Genomic DNA, 14,141 nt, shown 5'->3' on the forward strand with positions numbered 1-14,141 from the left:
CTCTTTTTAGAATATGACGATTTATTGAGAGGTGAATGTATGAAACCATCAACAATTTGCAACCTGCTGGATATAGATTATCCTGTCATACAGGGAGCTATGGCATGGGTTGCCGAAGAAAAACTTGCAAGTGCAGTGTCAAACGCAGGAGGTTTGGGACTGATTGCTTCCGGACATGCGCCGAAAGAAATCATTAAAGAGAAAATTAAAATTGCACGCAGTCTGACGGATAAGACATTTGGTGTTAACATCATGCTGATGTCTCCGTTTGTAGAGGATATTGTTGATTTAGTCATTGAAGAAAAAGTCAAAGTGATTACAACCGGTGCCGGTTCTCCCGGAAAATATATGAAACGGTTTAAAGAAGCTGGTATTATTGTCATTCCGGTTGTCGCATCAGTTGCTGTCGCGCGCCGCATGGAGCGCGAAGGGGCCGATGCAATTGTTGTCGAAGGCATGGAAGGCGGCGGTCACGTAGGCAAATCAACCACGATGGCGTTAGTGCCTCAAGTCGTCGATGCTGTGAACATTCCGGTCATTGCAGCCGGCGGTATCGGGGACGGCCGCGGCATGGCTGCGGCATTGATGCTGGGAGCGGCTGGTGTTCAGCTGGGGACCCGCTTTTTGGTTTCGAAAGAATCAATTGCCCACGATAATTTTAAACACGCTGTCCTGAAAGCCAAGGACATTGACACAACGATTACCGGGATGATTACCGGCCATCCGGTCCGCGGCTTGCGTAACAAGCTGACGAGAGAGTACGAACGCGTGGAGCGCTTTGAAGGCGGTCAGGAAACACCGAATTTGGAGCGGCTTGAAGATTTAGGAAAAGGCGCATTGAAACGGGCAGTGATTGACGGCGACACACAAAACAGCTCCATGATGGCCGGGCAAATCGCCGGGATGATGAAAAAAGAAAATCAAACATGTCAGGAAATCATCGGCGAGTTGATGACGGAGTGCGAAGATGTTCTTACCAGCCGTTTCAACCAATGGGTCGGGTAAAAGGAGACAATGAATGAAAACTGCATTTGTATTTAGCGGACAAGGCGCGCAGTACACAGGGATGGGCAAAGAGTTTTATGACACTTTTCCAGTGTACAAGGAGCTGATTGATAAGGCCTCCGAGGTCTTGCAGCTGGATATGCCAGAGCTGATGTTCAATAATCAGGAGCTGCTTAACCAGACGGAATACACACAGCCGGCTATTTTAGCAATGAGTGTGGCAGCTTCGCAAGTCGTTAAAGACGAGCTGGGCGTAACGCCGGATGCGACCGCAGGATTAAGTTTAGGCGAATACACTGCCCTTGTGGAAAGCAAGGCAATTTCTTATGAAGAAGCATTAGTACTAGTCAGAAAAAGAGGCCGGTTCATGACCGAGGCGGTCCCTGCCGGTGTCGGCGCGATGGCGGCTGTAATGGGATTGGACCGTGAAACAGTCGAATCGGTCTGCCGTCAAAGCAGTTCCCGCGGGCTGGTGACGCCTGCCAATTACAACATGCCCGGCCAGATAGCAATTGCCGGGGAAAAAGAGGCTGTTGCCTATGCCGGCGACCAAATGAAGGCGGCAGGGGCGAAACGCGTGATTCCGCTTAATGTCAGCGGACCGTTTCATACGTCATTGCTGCAGCCCGCAGCGGATAAATTGGCGGACGAATTGACCCGGGTTCATTTCAGCGGCATGACGATACCGGTCGTGACCAACTTGACCGGGAAAGTGATTCCCGACACGGAGGCAATCAGACCGACGTTGATTAAACAGGTCATGTCGCCGGTATACTGGGAGGATTGTGTTGAAACGTTGATTGCAATGGGGATCGACCGGTTCATCGAAATCGGGCCCGGCAAAACATTGTCAAGTTTCATCAGAAAAATCAACAAGCAGGCAGCTGTTCAGCATGTGGAAGATGTGAAAACATTGGATAAACTGCGGCTGTTTCTGACGGAGAGCTAAGGAGGTTTGAATGTGCTAAAAGATAAAACAGTCGTTGTTACCGGCAGTTCGAGAGGTATCGGCCGAGAAATCGCACTGGCTTTCGCCAGAGAAGGGGCTAATATCGTCTTGAACGCGCGCAAAGAGGTTGACAAGGAACTTGTCAAAGAAATAGAACAACTAGGCGTCAAGAGCAGTATCGTTTTAGCAGACGTGCAGCATTACGATGAGGCTGAAAAATTGATCGAAACAGCGAAAGAAATGTTCGGCAGTGTCGATGTGCTGGTCAATAATGCAGGAATTACCAATGATAAATTATTGATGCGGATGAGCGCAGAAGATTTCAATCAAGTCATCAATGTCAATTTGACTGGGACGTTTAACACCATTCAGCACGTTTCACGTATCATGCTGAAACAAAGAAGCGGTGTGATCATCAATTTGTCAAGCGTGGTCGGTTTAACAGGGAATGCCGGTCAAGCCAACTATGCCGCCAGTAAAGCCGGTGTAGTCGGTTTGACTAAATCAGTGGCGCGCGAATTGGCGTCGCGGGGCATCACATGCAATGCTATCGCACCGGGTTTTATTGAAACTGAAATGACAGCCGTTTTAAGCGACAAAGTAAAAGAAATGACAAAAGCACAAATTCCACTGAAAAAATTGGGTAGTGTCGGCGATATTGCGCAAACAGCAGTGTTTTTAGCAAAAAGCCCTTATATTACCGGACAAGTGATTAACGTTGACGGTGGAATGGTGATGAACGGATAGGAGTGTTCCAATGAAACGTGTAGTGATTACAGGATTGGGTGCAGTGACACCCATTGGCAATACAGCGAGCGACTACTGGGAAAATTTAAAAAACGGGAAAAATGGTATTGCTCCGATCACGCGATTTGATGCATCGCAAACCGGAATTACTGTTGCCGCTGAAGTCAAAGACTTTGATCCGACGCAGTATATGGAAAGAAAAGAAGCCAAACGCATGGACAATTTCTCCATTTACGGACTGGCGGCGGCGATTCAGGCAGTTGCAGACAGCGGGATTGATGTGGAAAAAATCGATCAGGACCGGTTCGGCGTAATCGTCAGTTCCGGTATCGGCGGGATGGAAACCATCCAAGACCAGGTCATCCGCATGAACAAAAAAGGGCCGCAGCGGATTGCGCCGTTGTTTGTTCCAATGGCCATCGGCAACATGGCAGCCGGTAATATTGCCATCAAAGTCGGGGCAAAGGGAATTTGTACTTGTGTGGTCACAGCGTGCGCATCGGCCACCAATGCCATCGGTGAAGCCTTCAGAAACATTAAATATGGTCATTCCGATATTATTCTTGCAGGTGGAGCCGAAGCGACGGTCTGTGAAATCGGCATCGGCGGCTTTGCAGCTTTGACAGCTCTGACACCGGCCGAAGACCCTGAGCGTGCATCTATCCCGTTTGACAAAGACCGCAGCGGATTTGTCATGGGTGAAGGCAGCGGCATTCTGGTACTGGAGGAGTTGGAACATGCCCTTGAACGGGGTGCTGATATTTACGCGGAAGTAGTTGGTTATGGCGCAAATTGCGATGCTTACCACATGACCAGTCCCAATCCGGACGGCTCAGGTGCCGGCAAGTGCATGAAACTGGCGATGGACGAGGCAGGTATCGAACCGAAAGACATCGGCTACATCAACGCCCACGGCACAAGTACACCGTCAAATGACGGGGCGGAAACTACAGCCATCAAGTATGCGCTGGGGGAAGAAGCGTACAATATCCCTATTTCCAGTACTAAAAGTATGACCGGTCATTTGCTCGGTGCGGCTGGCGCGGTCGAAGCGATGGCATGTATCGGTGCGCTGCAAAATGATTTTGTGCCGCCGACCATCGGCTTGGAAACACCTGATGAAGCGTGCGATTTGGATTATGTGCCAAAAGTCGGCAGAGCACATGCGGTAGAATATGCACTGAGCAACTCGCTCGGCTTTGGCGGACATAATGCGGTTTGTTGCTTCAAGAAATGGAGAGATCAGTAAGATGGAGTTTTCGGAAATAACAAAACTGATTGAACTGTTTGAAGAAGGAACAATCAGAGAATTTGATTTGAAACATCAGGACATTGAGCTGTATTTAAGTAAAAACCAGCAAGGAAAAATCTCCCGTTCAACGACCGGTGAACCCGTTCAGTCAGCGCCTGTACCAACAGAACAAGAGACTGTGCAGGCAGAAGAAAAGCCGGCACCCGCAGCAGGCGGTACGGCCGAAACTGGCAAAACAGTCAATTCACCGATTGTGGGAGTGGCATACTTGAGCAGCGACCCCGGGAAACCGCCTTTCAAAAAAGCAGGGGACCGCGTTGAAGTAGGCGATACGCTGTGCATTGTGGAAGCAATGAAAATCATGAACGAAATAACCAGTGATGTGACCGGTACAGTTTCTGAAATTCTTGTAACGAATGAAGAAGTTGTCGAATATGGCCAACCGCTGTTTAGAATTGTGTAGGAGGATATAGGATGCAATTAAACGTACAACAAATCATGGAAGTTATTCCAAACCGTTACCCAATTATGATGGTGGATAAAGTAATCGAAATGGAACCGGGAAAACATGTCGTGGCCATCAAAAATGTGACGTACAATGAACATTTTTTCCCGGGACATTTTCCTGGCGAACCGGTGATGCCCGGCGTGCTGATTTTAGAAGCTTTGGCGCAGACAGGTTCGATTCCGTTGCTGATGAGTGAGGAATTCAAAGGCAAAACAGGATATCTGGGCGGTATCGACAAAGTGAAGTTCCGTCAAAAAGTCGTACCGGGCGATGTCTTGCGTATGGAGATGGACATCATCAAACAAAAAAGGAATATCGGTGTCGGAAAAGCAACCGCATGGGTTGAAGACAAAAAAGTATGCGAGGCCTTGATGACCTTTATTATCGGGGCGTAAGCCTATGTTCAATAAGATTTTGATTGCCAACCGGGGAGAAATTGCCGTCCGTATCATTCGCGCCTGCCGCGAATTGAATATCAAAACAGTTGCAGTGTTTTCAGAAGCGGACCGGGATGCGCTGCATACCGAAATGGCCGATGAAGCCATTTGTATCGGACCGGCAAAAGCAGCCGATTCCTATCTCAACATCCAGCAAATCATCAGTGCTGCGCTTGTGACCGGTGCAGAAGCGATTCACCCCGGATTCGGGTTTTTAGCGGAAAACAGCACATTTGCCGATATCTGTGCGGAGTGTCACATCACCTTTATCGGACCTGATTCCAAAACCATTGATGCCATGGGCAATAAAATCAACGCCAGACGCATCATGCAGGAAGCCGGAGTGCCTGTCATTCCGGGCAGCGACGGCGAGGTGACAACTGTCGAAGAAGCACTGGCAGTTGCCGAAAGTATCGGTTACCCGGTCATGTTGAAAGCGGCAGCCGGCGGCGGCGGCAAGGGCATTCGTAAAATAATGAGCAGCAAAGAGCTTCCTCAGCAGTTTTCATCTGCACAGCAGGAGGCACTTGCTGCGTTTGACAACGGTCAGATGTATCTTGAAAAGATTATCTATCCGGCCAAACACATTGAAGTCCAAATACTGGCTGATGGATTCGGTCACGTGATACATCTGGGAGAACGGGACTGCTCGCTTCAGCGCAACAATCAAAAGGTGCTGGAAGAAGCTCCGTCAGTTTACTTGGATGACAAGCTGCGCTCGGAAATCGGTCAGGCAGCGGTCAAAGCAGCCCAAGCTGTCGGCTACCAGAATGCCGGCACAGTCGAGTTTTTAATGAACGGCGACCGCCAGTTTTATTTTATGGAAATGAACACACGTATCCAGGTGGAGCATCCAGTGACGGAGATGATTACCGGTATTGATATTGTCAAAGAGCAGTTGAAAATTGCCAACGGCGAAAAACTGTCGGTCAGACAAGAAGACGTGCAGTTTTCCGGTCACGCCATCGAATGTCGGATTAATGCTGAAAATCCGGCGTTCCGCTTTGCACCATCGCCGGGCACCATCAAAAACCTGCTGCTTCCAAGCGGCGGTCTGGGCCTGCGTGTCGATAGTGCAATGTACAGCGGCTATACGATTCCCCCTTATTACGATTCCATGATTGCGAAAGTTATCGTTCATGCGCCGACACGCGTGGAAGCACTGCTGAAAATGCAGCGTGCGCTGGAAGAACTGATTACCGACGGGGTCGTTACCAATCAGGAGTTTCAGCTTGATTTAATCACTCATCCTGATATTCTAAAGGGAGAGTATGACACAGCCTTTCTGCAAGAACGCTTTTTGCCGGAATGGCTTCAGACTCTGGATGAAAACTAACTGGGAGGGATTAGATGGCGCTATTTAAAAAAAGAAAATATATCCGTATTAATCCTGCCCGGAGCGAGAAAAAAGATACGTCTAAACCTGTCAAGCCCTATGTGCCAGACGGCATGTGGCAGAAATGCCCGAATTGCAAACAAGTCGTTTATAAAAAAGATTTAGGCAGCGAAAAAGTGTGCAATCATTGCGGGTACGGTTTCAGGATTACAGCCGGTGAACGTCTGCGACTGATTGCTGATGACGGCAGTTTGACGGAATGGGATACAGACATCACGATTGCCAATCCGATTGACTTTCCGGATTATCTGGAAAAGATTAAAAAAACTCAGGAGGCAACAGGACTTCATGAAGCTGTTGTGACCGGGACATGCCGTATCAACGGATCAGAGGTAGTCATCGGTGTGATGGACAGTACCTTTGTCATGGGCAGTATGGGACAAATTGTCGGCGAAAAAATCACGCGTGCCTTTGAGCGGGCAGCCGAGAGGGCATTGCCGGTTATTATGTTTACTGCCTCAGGCGGCGCACGTATGCAGGAAGGGATTGTTTCCCTGATGCAGATGGCAAAAATTTCGGCAGCTGTTGAAGCGCACAACCAAAAGGGCTTGTTGTATCTGTCGGTTTTAACTGACCCGACAACAGGCGGCGTGACGGCCAGTTTTGCGATGGAGGGCGACATTATTTTAGCTGAACCATACGCCACAGTCGGATTTGCCGGCAGGCGGGTCATCGAACAGACGATCCGCCAAAAACTGCCCGATGATTTTCAAAAGGCCGAATTCGTTTTGGCACATGGATTTATCGATAAAATTGTGCCAAGAAATGAGCTGAAAACCACCATCAGCCGGATATTGCAGCTTCATGTACCTTGGACGCAAGGAGGCGGGGACAGTGAGTAAGGACAAAACAGCAAAAGATATTGTGGCGCTGGCCAGAGCTGCAGACCGTCCGACTTCGAGAGACCACATTGCGGAAATCTTTGATGAATTTATCGAGTGTCACGGCGACCGCTATTTTTCTGATGACAAAGCGGTGGTCGGCGGCATTGCGTCTTTAGCCGGCCGTCCTGTGACAGTCATCGGCATTCAAAAGGGCCGTGATTTGGAAGAAAACATCGAAAGCAATTTCGGTTCGCCGAATCCGGAAGGGTACCGCAAGGCGCTGCGCCTGATGAAGCAGGCGGAAAAGTTTAAGCGTCCGGTCATTACGTTCATCAACACACCCGGCGCTTATTGCGGAACGGGGGCAGAAGAACGCGGCGAAGGCGAAGCAATTGCGAGAAATCTGATGGCAATGAGCCATCTGAAAGTACCGATTGTTTCCATTTTTACCGGTGAAGGCGGAAGCGGCGGCGCGCTGGCTTTAGCCGTGGCTGATGAGGTATGGATGCTGGAATACAGCATTTATTCGATTTTGTCTCCCGAGGGCTTTGCTTCGATTTTATGGAAGGACAGTTCCCGTTCGGATGAGGCGGCTGAAGTGATGAAGCTGACGTCCTATGATTTGAAGAAACTGGGAGTTGTTGAAAAAATCATTTATGAAACACAGGATAACAAAACAATTCCCCGATTCCTTATCCATCAGGAAATCAGAAGCCAGTTGATCGAAACCATTGACCAATTGTGCGGTTTGTCTGTGGAGGAGTTACTTGCCAAACGCTATCAGCGATTTAGAAAATTTTAATAAATCACCCTTATTCGGAACAGCCTGTGAAAACGACTCGTTTTTCAGGCTGTTTTTCATGCTTCAGATAGTTATTTCCTTTGTGAATTTCTCATCGTTTTCTAATCTTATAGAATTGTTTTTTCACAAAGTTTCTAGTGTGAAAACGTTTATAATAAAGCGGTTTTTTGATGGTATGTGAAATAAGTAAAATAACTAAAGAATGTTAAGAAAAGCACAAATCAATCAGTTCATTTTCCATGTAAAATATGATAATCTGTAACCTGAAATAAATAATAAAGGGTGAGATACATGAAAGTAGTTGTAGTAGGGTGTACCCATGCTGGGACAGCTGCGGTCAAAAATATTTTGGCAAATCATAAAGATGCGGAAGTCACGGTTTTTGAAAGAAATGACAACATTTCCTTCTTGAGCTGCGGCATCGCGTTATATGTTGGCGGAGTTGTCAAAAACGCACAGGATTTGTTTTATTCAAATCCCGAGGAACTGGCATCGTTGGGTGCAACTATCCACATGCAACATGATGTTGAAGAAATAGATACGGAGAACAAAGTGGTAAAGGCGAAAAATCTGCTTACTGGCGAAACAGTAAGTTCATCATATGACAAGCTTGTCATGACGACCGGTTCATGGCCAATCGAGCCGCCAATCCCTGGCCGGGAGCTTGAAAACGTGTTGTTGTGCAAGAACTATAATCAAGCAAAAGAAATCATTAAACGCGGCGCTGATGTCGAAAAAGTCGTCATCGTCGGCGGCGGGTATATCGGTATCGAGCTGGTGGAAGCTTTTGCTGAAACTGGTAAACAAGTGACTTTGATTGACGGACTTGACCGGATTCTGAACAAATATCTGGACAAAGAAATGACAGATATTCTTGAAGACGAGCTGCGGAACAAGGGAGTGACGCTGGCCTTGAATGAAACTGTGTCTGAATTCTCCGGAAAAGACGGAAAAGTTACAACAGTTAAAACACCGAAAGGCGAATACGCAGCTGATTTAGTGATTCTGTGTGTTGGATTCCGTCCGAACACGAAACTTCTGGCTGACAAAGTCGATATGCTGCCAAGCGGAGCGATTATTGTTGACGAGTATATGCGCACAAGCAACCCGGATATTTTCTCGGCGGGCGACAGTACAGTTGTCCATTACAATCCGGCAGGCGATTCACGTTATATCCCGCTGGCGACAAACGCTGTCAGACAAGGGATGCTGGTAGGTAAGAACTTAAAAGAAAATCAGCTGGCATACCGCGGCACGCAGGGCACATCCGGCCTGTATCTTTTCGGCTGGACTATCGGCTCGACCGGTTTGACAGAATTGACAGCAAATGATGCAGGATTCAATGTCGGGACTGCCTGGTTAGTCGATAACTATCGTCCGGAGTTCATGCCGACGACTGAAAAAGTATTCATGAAACTGGTATTTGACAAAGATTCCCATGTGATTCTCGGGGCGCAGCTGATGTCCAAGTACGACATCACGCAATCGGCTAACACATTGTCAGTTGTAATACAAAACAAGATGACTGTTGAAGACTTGGCAATTCACGACTTCTTCTTCCAGCCGCACTTCGACCGTCCTTGGAACTACCTGAATCTGCTTGCGCAAGAAGCTTTGGCAACATTTGATTAGTGCGACTTATTTGATACGGCATTTGGTTTCAAATGCCGTATTTTTTATTGCCTTGAATGGGTTGCAACCTATAAAAAAAAGTTAAATCCATTGTTATGACTTTATTAATTGTGTGAAATAGGCTATTCTATACTAAGTGTTACTGTAAGGGAGTGGCGTTAGTGTCAAATTTAACACGAATGGATAAACATAGACAGGCTCAACTTGAAGAACAGCGCAAACGTCAGGAAAAGCAGCAAAAAAAGCAATCATTTAAATCATATAAACCGAAAAGACAACGCGGGTTTTTCGGCAAGCTTGTGAAAGCTCTCGTCATTTTGCTCGTCGTCCTGACAGTTTACTGCGGGATTTTTTATGCCAAAGGCTATTTTTCTGCGAAAGGCGACACAAGCATTCAGAAAACAGAAGTGAGTGCGTTCAACGGGTTAAAAAGCAGCAACGGCGTCAATGTACTGCTGCTCGGCAGCGATTCCCGCGGAGAAGACCGGGGCCGTTCAGATTCCATCATGGTTGCCCACTACGACCATAAATCGAAAACCCCCAAGCTGGTTTCTTTCATGCGGGATACTTATGTCGGCATCCCCAATAGTGAAACAGGCGGTGTGGACTATGACAAGCTGAATGCGGCATATTCATACGGCGGTCCTGAATTAGTCAGACAAACTCTTGCCCAGACGTTCGGACTGGATATTCAATATTATGCGATTGTGAATTTTGAATCTTTCCCGCAGATTATTGACACACTGGCACCTCGCGGACTTGAAATCAATGCTGAAAAAGATTTGGAAGTCGACGGCGTGGTCGTTCATCAGGGTGTGCAGCGAATGGACGGGACAACCGCTTTGCAATATGCCCGTTTTCGTAAGGACGAGGAAGGCGACTTCGGTCGTGTCCGCCGTCAGCAGCAGGTAATGAATGCCTTGTTCAAGCAAGGTCTCAGTCCGAAAAACTTTCTCCGGCTGCCTGAGACTGTCGGAAAAGTCCAAGGCTATACGGCCAGCAATATTCCTGTCACTTTTTACGCATCAACCGGCTTGAGTTATTTGAGCGGGTTTGCCAAACCGCTGGAGAAGTTGACTATACCGGTGGATGGTACTTGGAGCAACGGCTACTATGATCATGCCGGAAGTGTGCTTGAAATTGATGAATCCGCCAATTCATCCGCGATTCAGGCATTTTTCAATCAGTAGAAGGCAAAACTTTGACTTTACAATTGATTTTGAGGTCAATATAATGAAAATAAGATGGTTTTAAGGTTTTAGTATCGAGATAGAATAGAGGAAAAAAAATGAAAACTGCAATTGTCACTGACAGTACAGCTTTCTTGAGAGAGTCGTACAAGGACAAGGAGAATTTATTTACTGTGCCCATTCCTGTTATTCTGGATGGACAAATGTACCGGGAGGACGTTGATATCCAAGCAGAGGAATATTACACTCTGCTCAAACAAAGCAAAGATTTTCCAAAGACATCTCAGCCGGCTATCGGCGAGGTGATTGAATTATACAAACAGATAGCTGCCGAAGGATATGACGCGATTGTCAGTATCCATCTTTCTTCAGGTATTTCAGGCTTTGTGAATACCTTGGCTTCATTTGCCGACAGTATTGAAGAAATAGACGTGTATCCTTTTGATTCCCTGATTACGAGCGGTCCGATGGGTTTTATGGTGGAGACCGCACTTGATATGGCGGAAGAACACAAATCACCGCAAGAAATTTTACAAGCTTTGACCGAGATGCGCGAAGGAGTCCATGCATATTTAATTGTAGATGATTTAAATAATCTGGTGCGCGGCGGCCGGTTAAAAAACGGCGCGGCGATTATCGGGACACTGCTGAAAATCAAACCGATTCTTAGATTTGACAATGGGGCGATTGTGCTTCACGAAAAAATCCGCTCTATGAAAAAGGCGCTGCAGCGTTCAGAAGAAATCGTTTTGGACCATATCGGTAATGATACCTCCGGCTACCGTGTCAATGTGATTCATGCCAATAATTTGGAGCTGGCCATACAGGAACGGGATTCATTGTTGGCGAAATATCCTGATATGGATGTCGATATTTGTTATTTCGGACCGGTTATCGGTACGCACCTCGGCGAAAAAGCAATTGCGATTGGTTTTTCACCAAAAGTCAGGTAATTATTCTTTTATTTTAATGTGTTTGCTAATCACACAGCATCGTGAATGTTGTGTGATTTTTTTTATTGTCTGGTCGAAATGAATAAATAAACAAAAATATGAATTTTATTTGAAGAAATGCATAAATATTTGTTGACCTTTCAATATATTGCATGTATAATGAATAAAAATAAACAGAGGTGATTACGTGGATGTTTCGATTATTGGTTCTACAGGGTATGGAGGAATGGAATTAGTCCGAATATTGCATAAACATCCAAACATCCGTATAGCATCGCTGCATAGCGATTCGGCTGCGGGCAAGCGGCTGTCGGAAATTTATCCGCACATCGGTAGTTCATCAGATATGGTATTACGACCTGTGGAAAGCGATTGGATCATCGCGCATAGTGATTTGGTCATACTTGCTACGCCTTCAGGTGTTTCCAGCCGTTTGGCACAAGTCTTTGTTGACCGGAATCATCCTATCATTGATTTGTCAGGCGACTTTCGTTTCACGGATGAAGCACTTTACGAGAGATGGTACAAGAAACAATCGGCTCCTTGCCGTTACTTAAAGCAGTTCACGTACCAGCTGCCTGAATTTTTCAAGTCAGAGATGGACCGGCCGTTTATTTCAAATCCCGGATGCTATGCGACTTGTGTACTGCTCGGTTTGGCTCCGCTGGTTCAACAACAATTAATTGAAGAAAACATCATCATTGATGCGAAATCCGGTTTGTCGGGGGCCGGAAAATCACTGTCACACAGCAGCCATTTCGTTAATGCCCATGACAACATGACATTGTATAAGGCCAATCAGCATCAGCACATCCCTGAAATCACGCAGCAGCTGACAGCCTGGTCGGGGATGTATGACACTGTTCAGTTCTCAACCAGTCTGATTCCGGTCTCCAGAGGGATTTTTTGTACGATGTATGTACAATTGAAAGACCGGGACAAAGCCGGCATGCTTCATGAATTGTATCAGGCTGTTTACAAAGAGAAGCCCTTTGTCAGAGTCCAGCCTGACGGTCAGCTGCCTGACTTGAAACAAGTCGCAGGCTCTAATTACTGTGATATCGGTCTTGTTTACAATAAAAAAACTAATGTGGTCACGATTGTGTCAGTGATTGACAATTTAATCAAAGGAGCGGCAGGTCAGGCAGTTCAAAATCTGAACTTGTTTGCCGGTTATCCTGAAGCAAGCGGACTGGATTTGGTTGCGCCATATTTTTAAAAAGGAGAATGACGAATGAATATCATTGAACAGGGAACGATTGCAAGTCCAAAAGGTTTTTATGCCGACGGCGTTCATTGCGGTATTAAACGCAAACGGCATGATTTAGGGCTGATTTATTCTGAAGTGCCGGCGACAGTTGCGGCAGTTTATACGACCAATAAAGTGAAAGCAGCACCGATACTTGTGAATCAGGAAACAATTAACCGGTCGGGTAAAATCCAGGCGGTACTGGTGAATTCAGGAGTGGCAAATGCGTGTACGGGTGTACAAGGTTTGTCCAACGCGCAAAAAACACGCGACCTGATTGCAGAAAAATTGTGTATCTCAACTGATTTGGTCGGGATTGCATCAACAGGCGTGATTGGCAAACAGTTGCCGATGCACAGTATTGCAGCTGGCGTCGACTTGCTGAACGCTGTTTCCGGGAATCCGCAACATTTTCATCAGGCAATCTTGACCACTGACCTCACTACGAAAGAGCTGACGGTCAGCCAAATGATTCAAGGAAAAGAAGTGACAGTGGCTGGTGTGGCAAAAGGATCAGGGATGATTCATCCCAACATGGCAACAATGCTGGCCTTTATCACGACAGACATTGCAATCGAAGACAAGCTGCTTCAATCCACATTAAAAGAGTGTGTCGACCAGTCGTTCAATCAAATCACAGTGGACGGCGACACCTCGACGAATGATATGGTGATGGTTCTCGCAAACGGGCAGGCCGGCAATCCGCCGCTGACAGCAAACGACCAGGACTATCCGGTATTTAAAAAGATGCTCTTGACTGTGACAGAGGACTTGGCTAAAAAAGTGGCACGTGACGGTGAAGGGGCAACTAAATTAATCGAAGTCCAAGTCACAGGCAGTGCGTCTGTGGCCAGTGCAAATCACATTGCCAAAACAGTGGTCGGGTCGAGTCTGGTAAAAACCGCCATCTTCGGGGAAGATGCCAACTGGGGCAGAATCATCTGTGCCATCGGCTATGCAGACGAGGATATTCAGCCGGAAAAAATCAATATAGCGATTGGCGGAGTGGCTGTTTTAACGGCAGGAGAGCCGTGCGAGTTTTCAACAGAGCAAATGACGCACGTGTTAAAAAAAGACACAGTCGTTATTACAATAGATGTCGGCACGGGCGACAAATCGGGACGCGCTTGGGGCTGTGATTTGACATATAAATACGTTGACATTAATGCCGCGTATCATACGTAATCGGAGGAGATA

14 protein-coding genes are annotated in these 14,141 nt (G+C 46.9%); all 14 read left to right on the plus strand.

Annotated elements, in window-relative coordinates:
• Nucleotides 1-39: 39 nt before the first annotated feature.
• The 14 genes from fabK to argJ all read left to right on the plus strand — a co-directional run bounded on the left by fabK (nt 40) and on the right by argJ (nt 14,129).
• The gene (gene fabK, locus CBF27_RS05045) at nt 40-1,005 is read left to right on the plus strand and encodes an enoyl-[acyl-carrier-protein] reductase FabK (RefSeq protein ID WP_126813034.1); all 966 of its coding nucleotides are present in this window, start codon (nt 40-42) and stop codon (nt 1,003-1,005) included.
• Nucleotides 1,006-1,018: 13 nt separating this feature from the next.
• Nucleotides 1,019-1,954, plus strand: coding sequence for an ACP S-malonyltransferase (gene fabD / locus CBF27_RS05050; RefSeq protein ID WP_126813036.1), 936 nt, complete (start codon nt 1,019-1,021; stop codon nt 1,952-1,954).
• A 6-nt stretch (nt 1,955-1,960) separates the two neighbouring features.
• Nucleotides 1,961-2,701, plus strand: coding sequence for a 3-oxoacyl-[acyl-carrier-protein] reductase (gene fabG / locus CBF27_RS05055; RefSeq protein ID WP_126813038.1), 741 nt, complete (start codon nt 1,961-1,963; stop codon nt 2,699-2,701).
• A gap of 10 nt (nt 2,702-2,711) precedes the next feature.
• Nucleotides 2,712-3,950, plus strand: coding sequence for a beta-ketoacyl-ACP synthase II (gene fabF / locus CBF27_RS05060; protein ID WP_126813040.1), 1,239 nt, complete (start codon nt 2,712-2,714; stop codon nt 3,948-3,950).
• Nucleotide 3,951: 1 nt separating this feature from the next.
• Nucleotides 3,952-4,416 carry an acetyl-CoA carboxylase biotin carboxyl carrier protein gene (gene accB / locus CBF27_RS05065; RefSeq protein ID WP_126813041.1) on the plus strand — a complete coding sequence of 155 codons (465 nt, stop codon included), beginning with the start codon at nt 3,952-3,954 and terminating at the stop codon, nt 4,414-4,416.
• An 11-nt stretch (nt 4,417-4,427) separates the two neighbouring features.
• Nucleotides 4,428-4,856 (plus strand): 3-hydroxyacyl-ACP dehydratase FabZ, encoded by a 429-nt coding sequence (gene fabZ, locus CBF27_RS05070; protein WP_126813043.1) that lies wholly within the window; start codon nt 4,428-4,430, stop codon nt 4,854-4,856.
• 4 nt (nt 4,857-4,860) lie between these two features.
• On the plus strand, nt 4,861-6,234 hold the full coding sequence (locus CBF27_RS05075; RefSeq protein WP_126813045.1) for an acetyl-CoA carboxylase biotin carboxylase subunit: 1,374 nt from the start codon (nt 4,861-4,863) through the stop codon (nt 6,232-6,234).
• Nucleotides 6,235-6,248: 14 nt separating this feature from the next.
• A complete protein-coding gene (gene accD / locus CBF27_RS05080) occupies nt 6,249-7,136 on the plus strand; it encodes an acetyl-CoA carboxylase, carboxyltransferase subunit beta (RefSeq protein ID WP_126813047.1) in 888 nt (295 codons plus the stop codon).
• Nucleotides 7,129-7,920 (plus strand): acetyl-CoA carboxylase carboxyltransferase subunit alpha, encoded by a 792-nt coding sequence (locus tag CBF27_RS05085; RefSeq protein WP_245985962.1) that lies wholly within the window; start codon nt 7,129-7,131, stop codon nt 7,918-7,920. The genes accD and CBF27_RS05085 overlap by 8 nt, the downstream gene beginning before the upstream one ends.
• 291 nt (nt 7,921-8,211) lie before the next feature.
• Nucleotides 8,212-9,552 (plus strand): FAD-dependent oxidoreductase, encoded by a 1,341-nt coding sequence (locus CBF27_RS05090; RefSeq protein ID WP_126813050.1) that lies wholly within the window; start codon nt 8,212-8,214, stop codon nt 9,550-9,552.
• Between the two features lie 161 nt (nt 9,553-9,713).
• Nucleotides 9,714-10,742, plus strand: coding sequence for an LCP family protein (locus CBF27_RS05095; RefSeq protein WP_126813052.1), 1,029 nt, complete (start codon nt 9,714-9,716; stop codon nt 10,740-10,742).
• A gap of 98 nt (nt 10,743-10,840) precedes the next feature.
• A complete protein-coding gene (locus tag CBF27_RS05100; RefSeq protein WP_126813054.1) occupies nt 10,841-11,695 on the plus strand; it encodes a DegV family protein in 855 nt (284 codons plus the stop codon).
• Nucleotides 11,696-11,882: 187 nt separating this feature from the next.
• Nucleotides 11,883-12,914, plus strand: coding sequence for an N-acetyl-gamma-glutamyl-phosphate reductase (argC, locus tag CBF27_RS05105; protein WP_126813056.1), 1,032 nt, complete (start codon nt 11,883-11,885; stop codon nt 12,912-12,914).
• A gap of 15 nt (nt 12,915-12,929) precedes the next feature.
• Nucleotides 12,930-14,129, plus strand: coding sequence for a bifunctional glutamate N-acetyltransferase/amino-acid acetyltransferase ArgJ (gene argJ, locus CBF27_RS05110; protein ID WP_126813058.1), 1,200 nt, complete (start codon nt 12,930-12,932; stop codon nt 14,127-14,129).
• Nucleotides 14,130-14,141: the final 12 nt, after the last annotated feature.

It is taken from the genome of Vagococcus acidifermentans (assembly GCF_003987655.1).
GTDB classification, from domain to species: Bacteria; Bacillota; Bacilli; order Lactobacillales; family Vagococcaceae; genus Vagococcus_B; species Vagococcus_B acidifermentans.

Bases quoted from the DNA above. Each gene is read 5' to 3' on its own strand.
- CBF27_RS05075 (WP_126813045.1), top strand. From the start codon at position 4,861: ATGTTCAATAAGATTTTGATTGCCAACCGGGGAGAAATTGCCGTCCGT.
- fabD (WP_126813036.1), top strand. From the start codon at position 1,019: ATGAAAACTGCATTTGTATTTAGCGGACAAGGCGCGCAGTACACAGGG.
- accB (WP_126813041.1), top strand. From the start codon at position 3,952: ATGGAGTTTTCGGAAATAACAAAACTGATTGAACTGTTTGAAGAAGGA.
- fabK (WP_126813034.1), top strand. From the start codon at position 40: ATGAAACCATCAACAATTTGCAACCTGCTGGATATAGATTATCCTGTC.
- accD (WP_126813047.1), top strand. From the start codon at position 6,249: ATGGCGCTATTTAAAAAAAGAAAATATATCCGTATTAATCCTGCCCGG.
- fabF (WP_126813040.1), top strand. From the start codon at position 2,712: ATGAAACGTGTAGTGATTACAGGATTGGGTGCAGTGACACCCATTGGC.
- CBF27_RS05100 (WP_126813054.1), top strand. From the start codon at position 10,841: ATGAAAACTGCAATTGTCACTGACAGTACAGCTTTCTTGAGAGAGTCG.
- argJ (WP_126813058.1), top strand. From the start codon at position 12,930: ATGAATATCATTGAACAGGGAACGATTGCAAGTCCAAAAGGTTTTTAT.
- CBF27_RS05090 (WP_126813050.1), top strand. From the start codon at position 8,212: ATGAAAGTAGTTGTAGTAGGGTGTACCCATGCTGGGACAGCTGCGGTC.
- fabZ (WP_126813043.1), top strand. From the start codon at position 4,428: ATGCAATTAAACGTACAACAAATCATGGAAGTTATTCCAAACCGTTAC.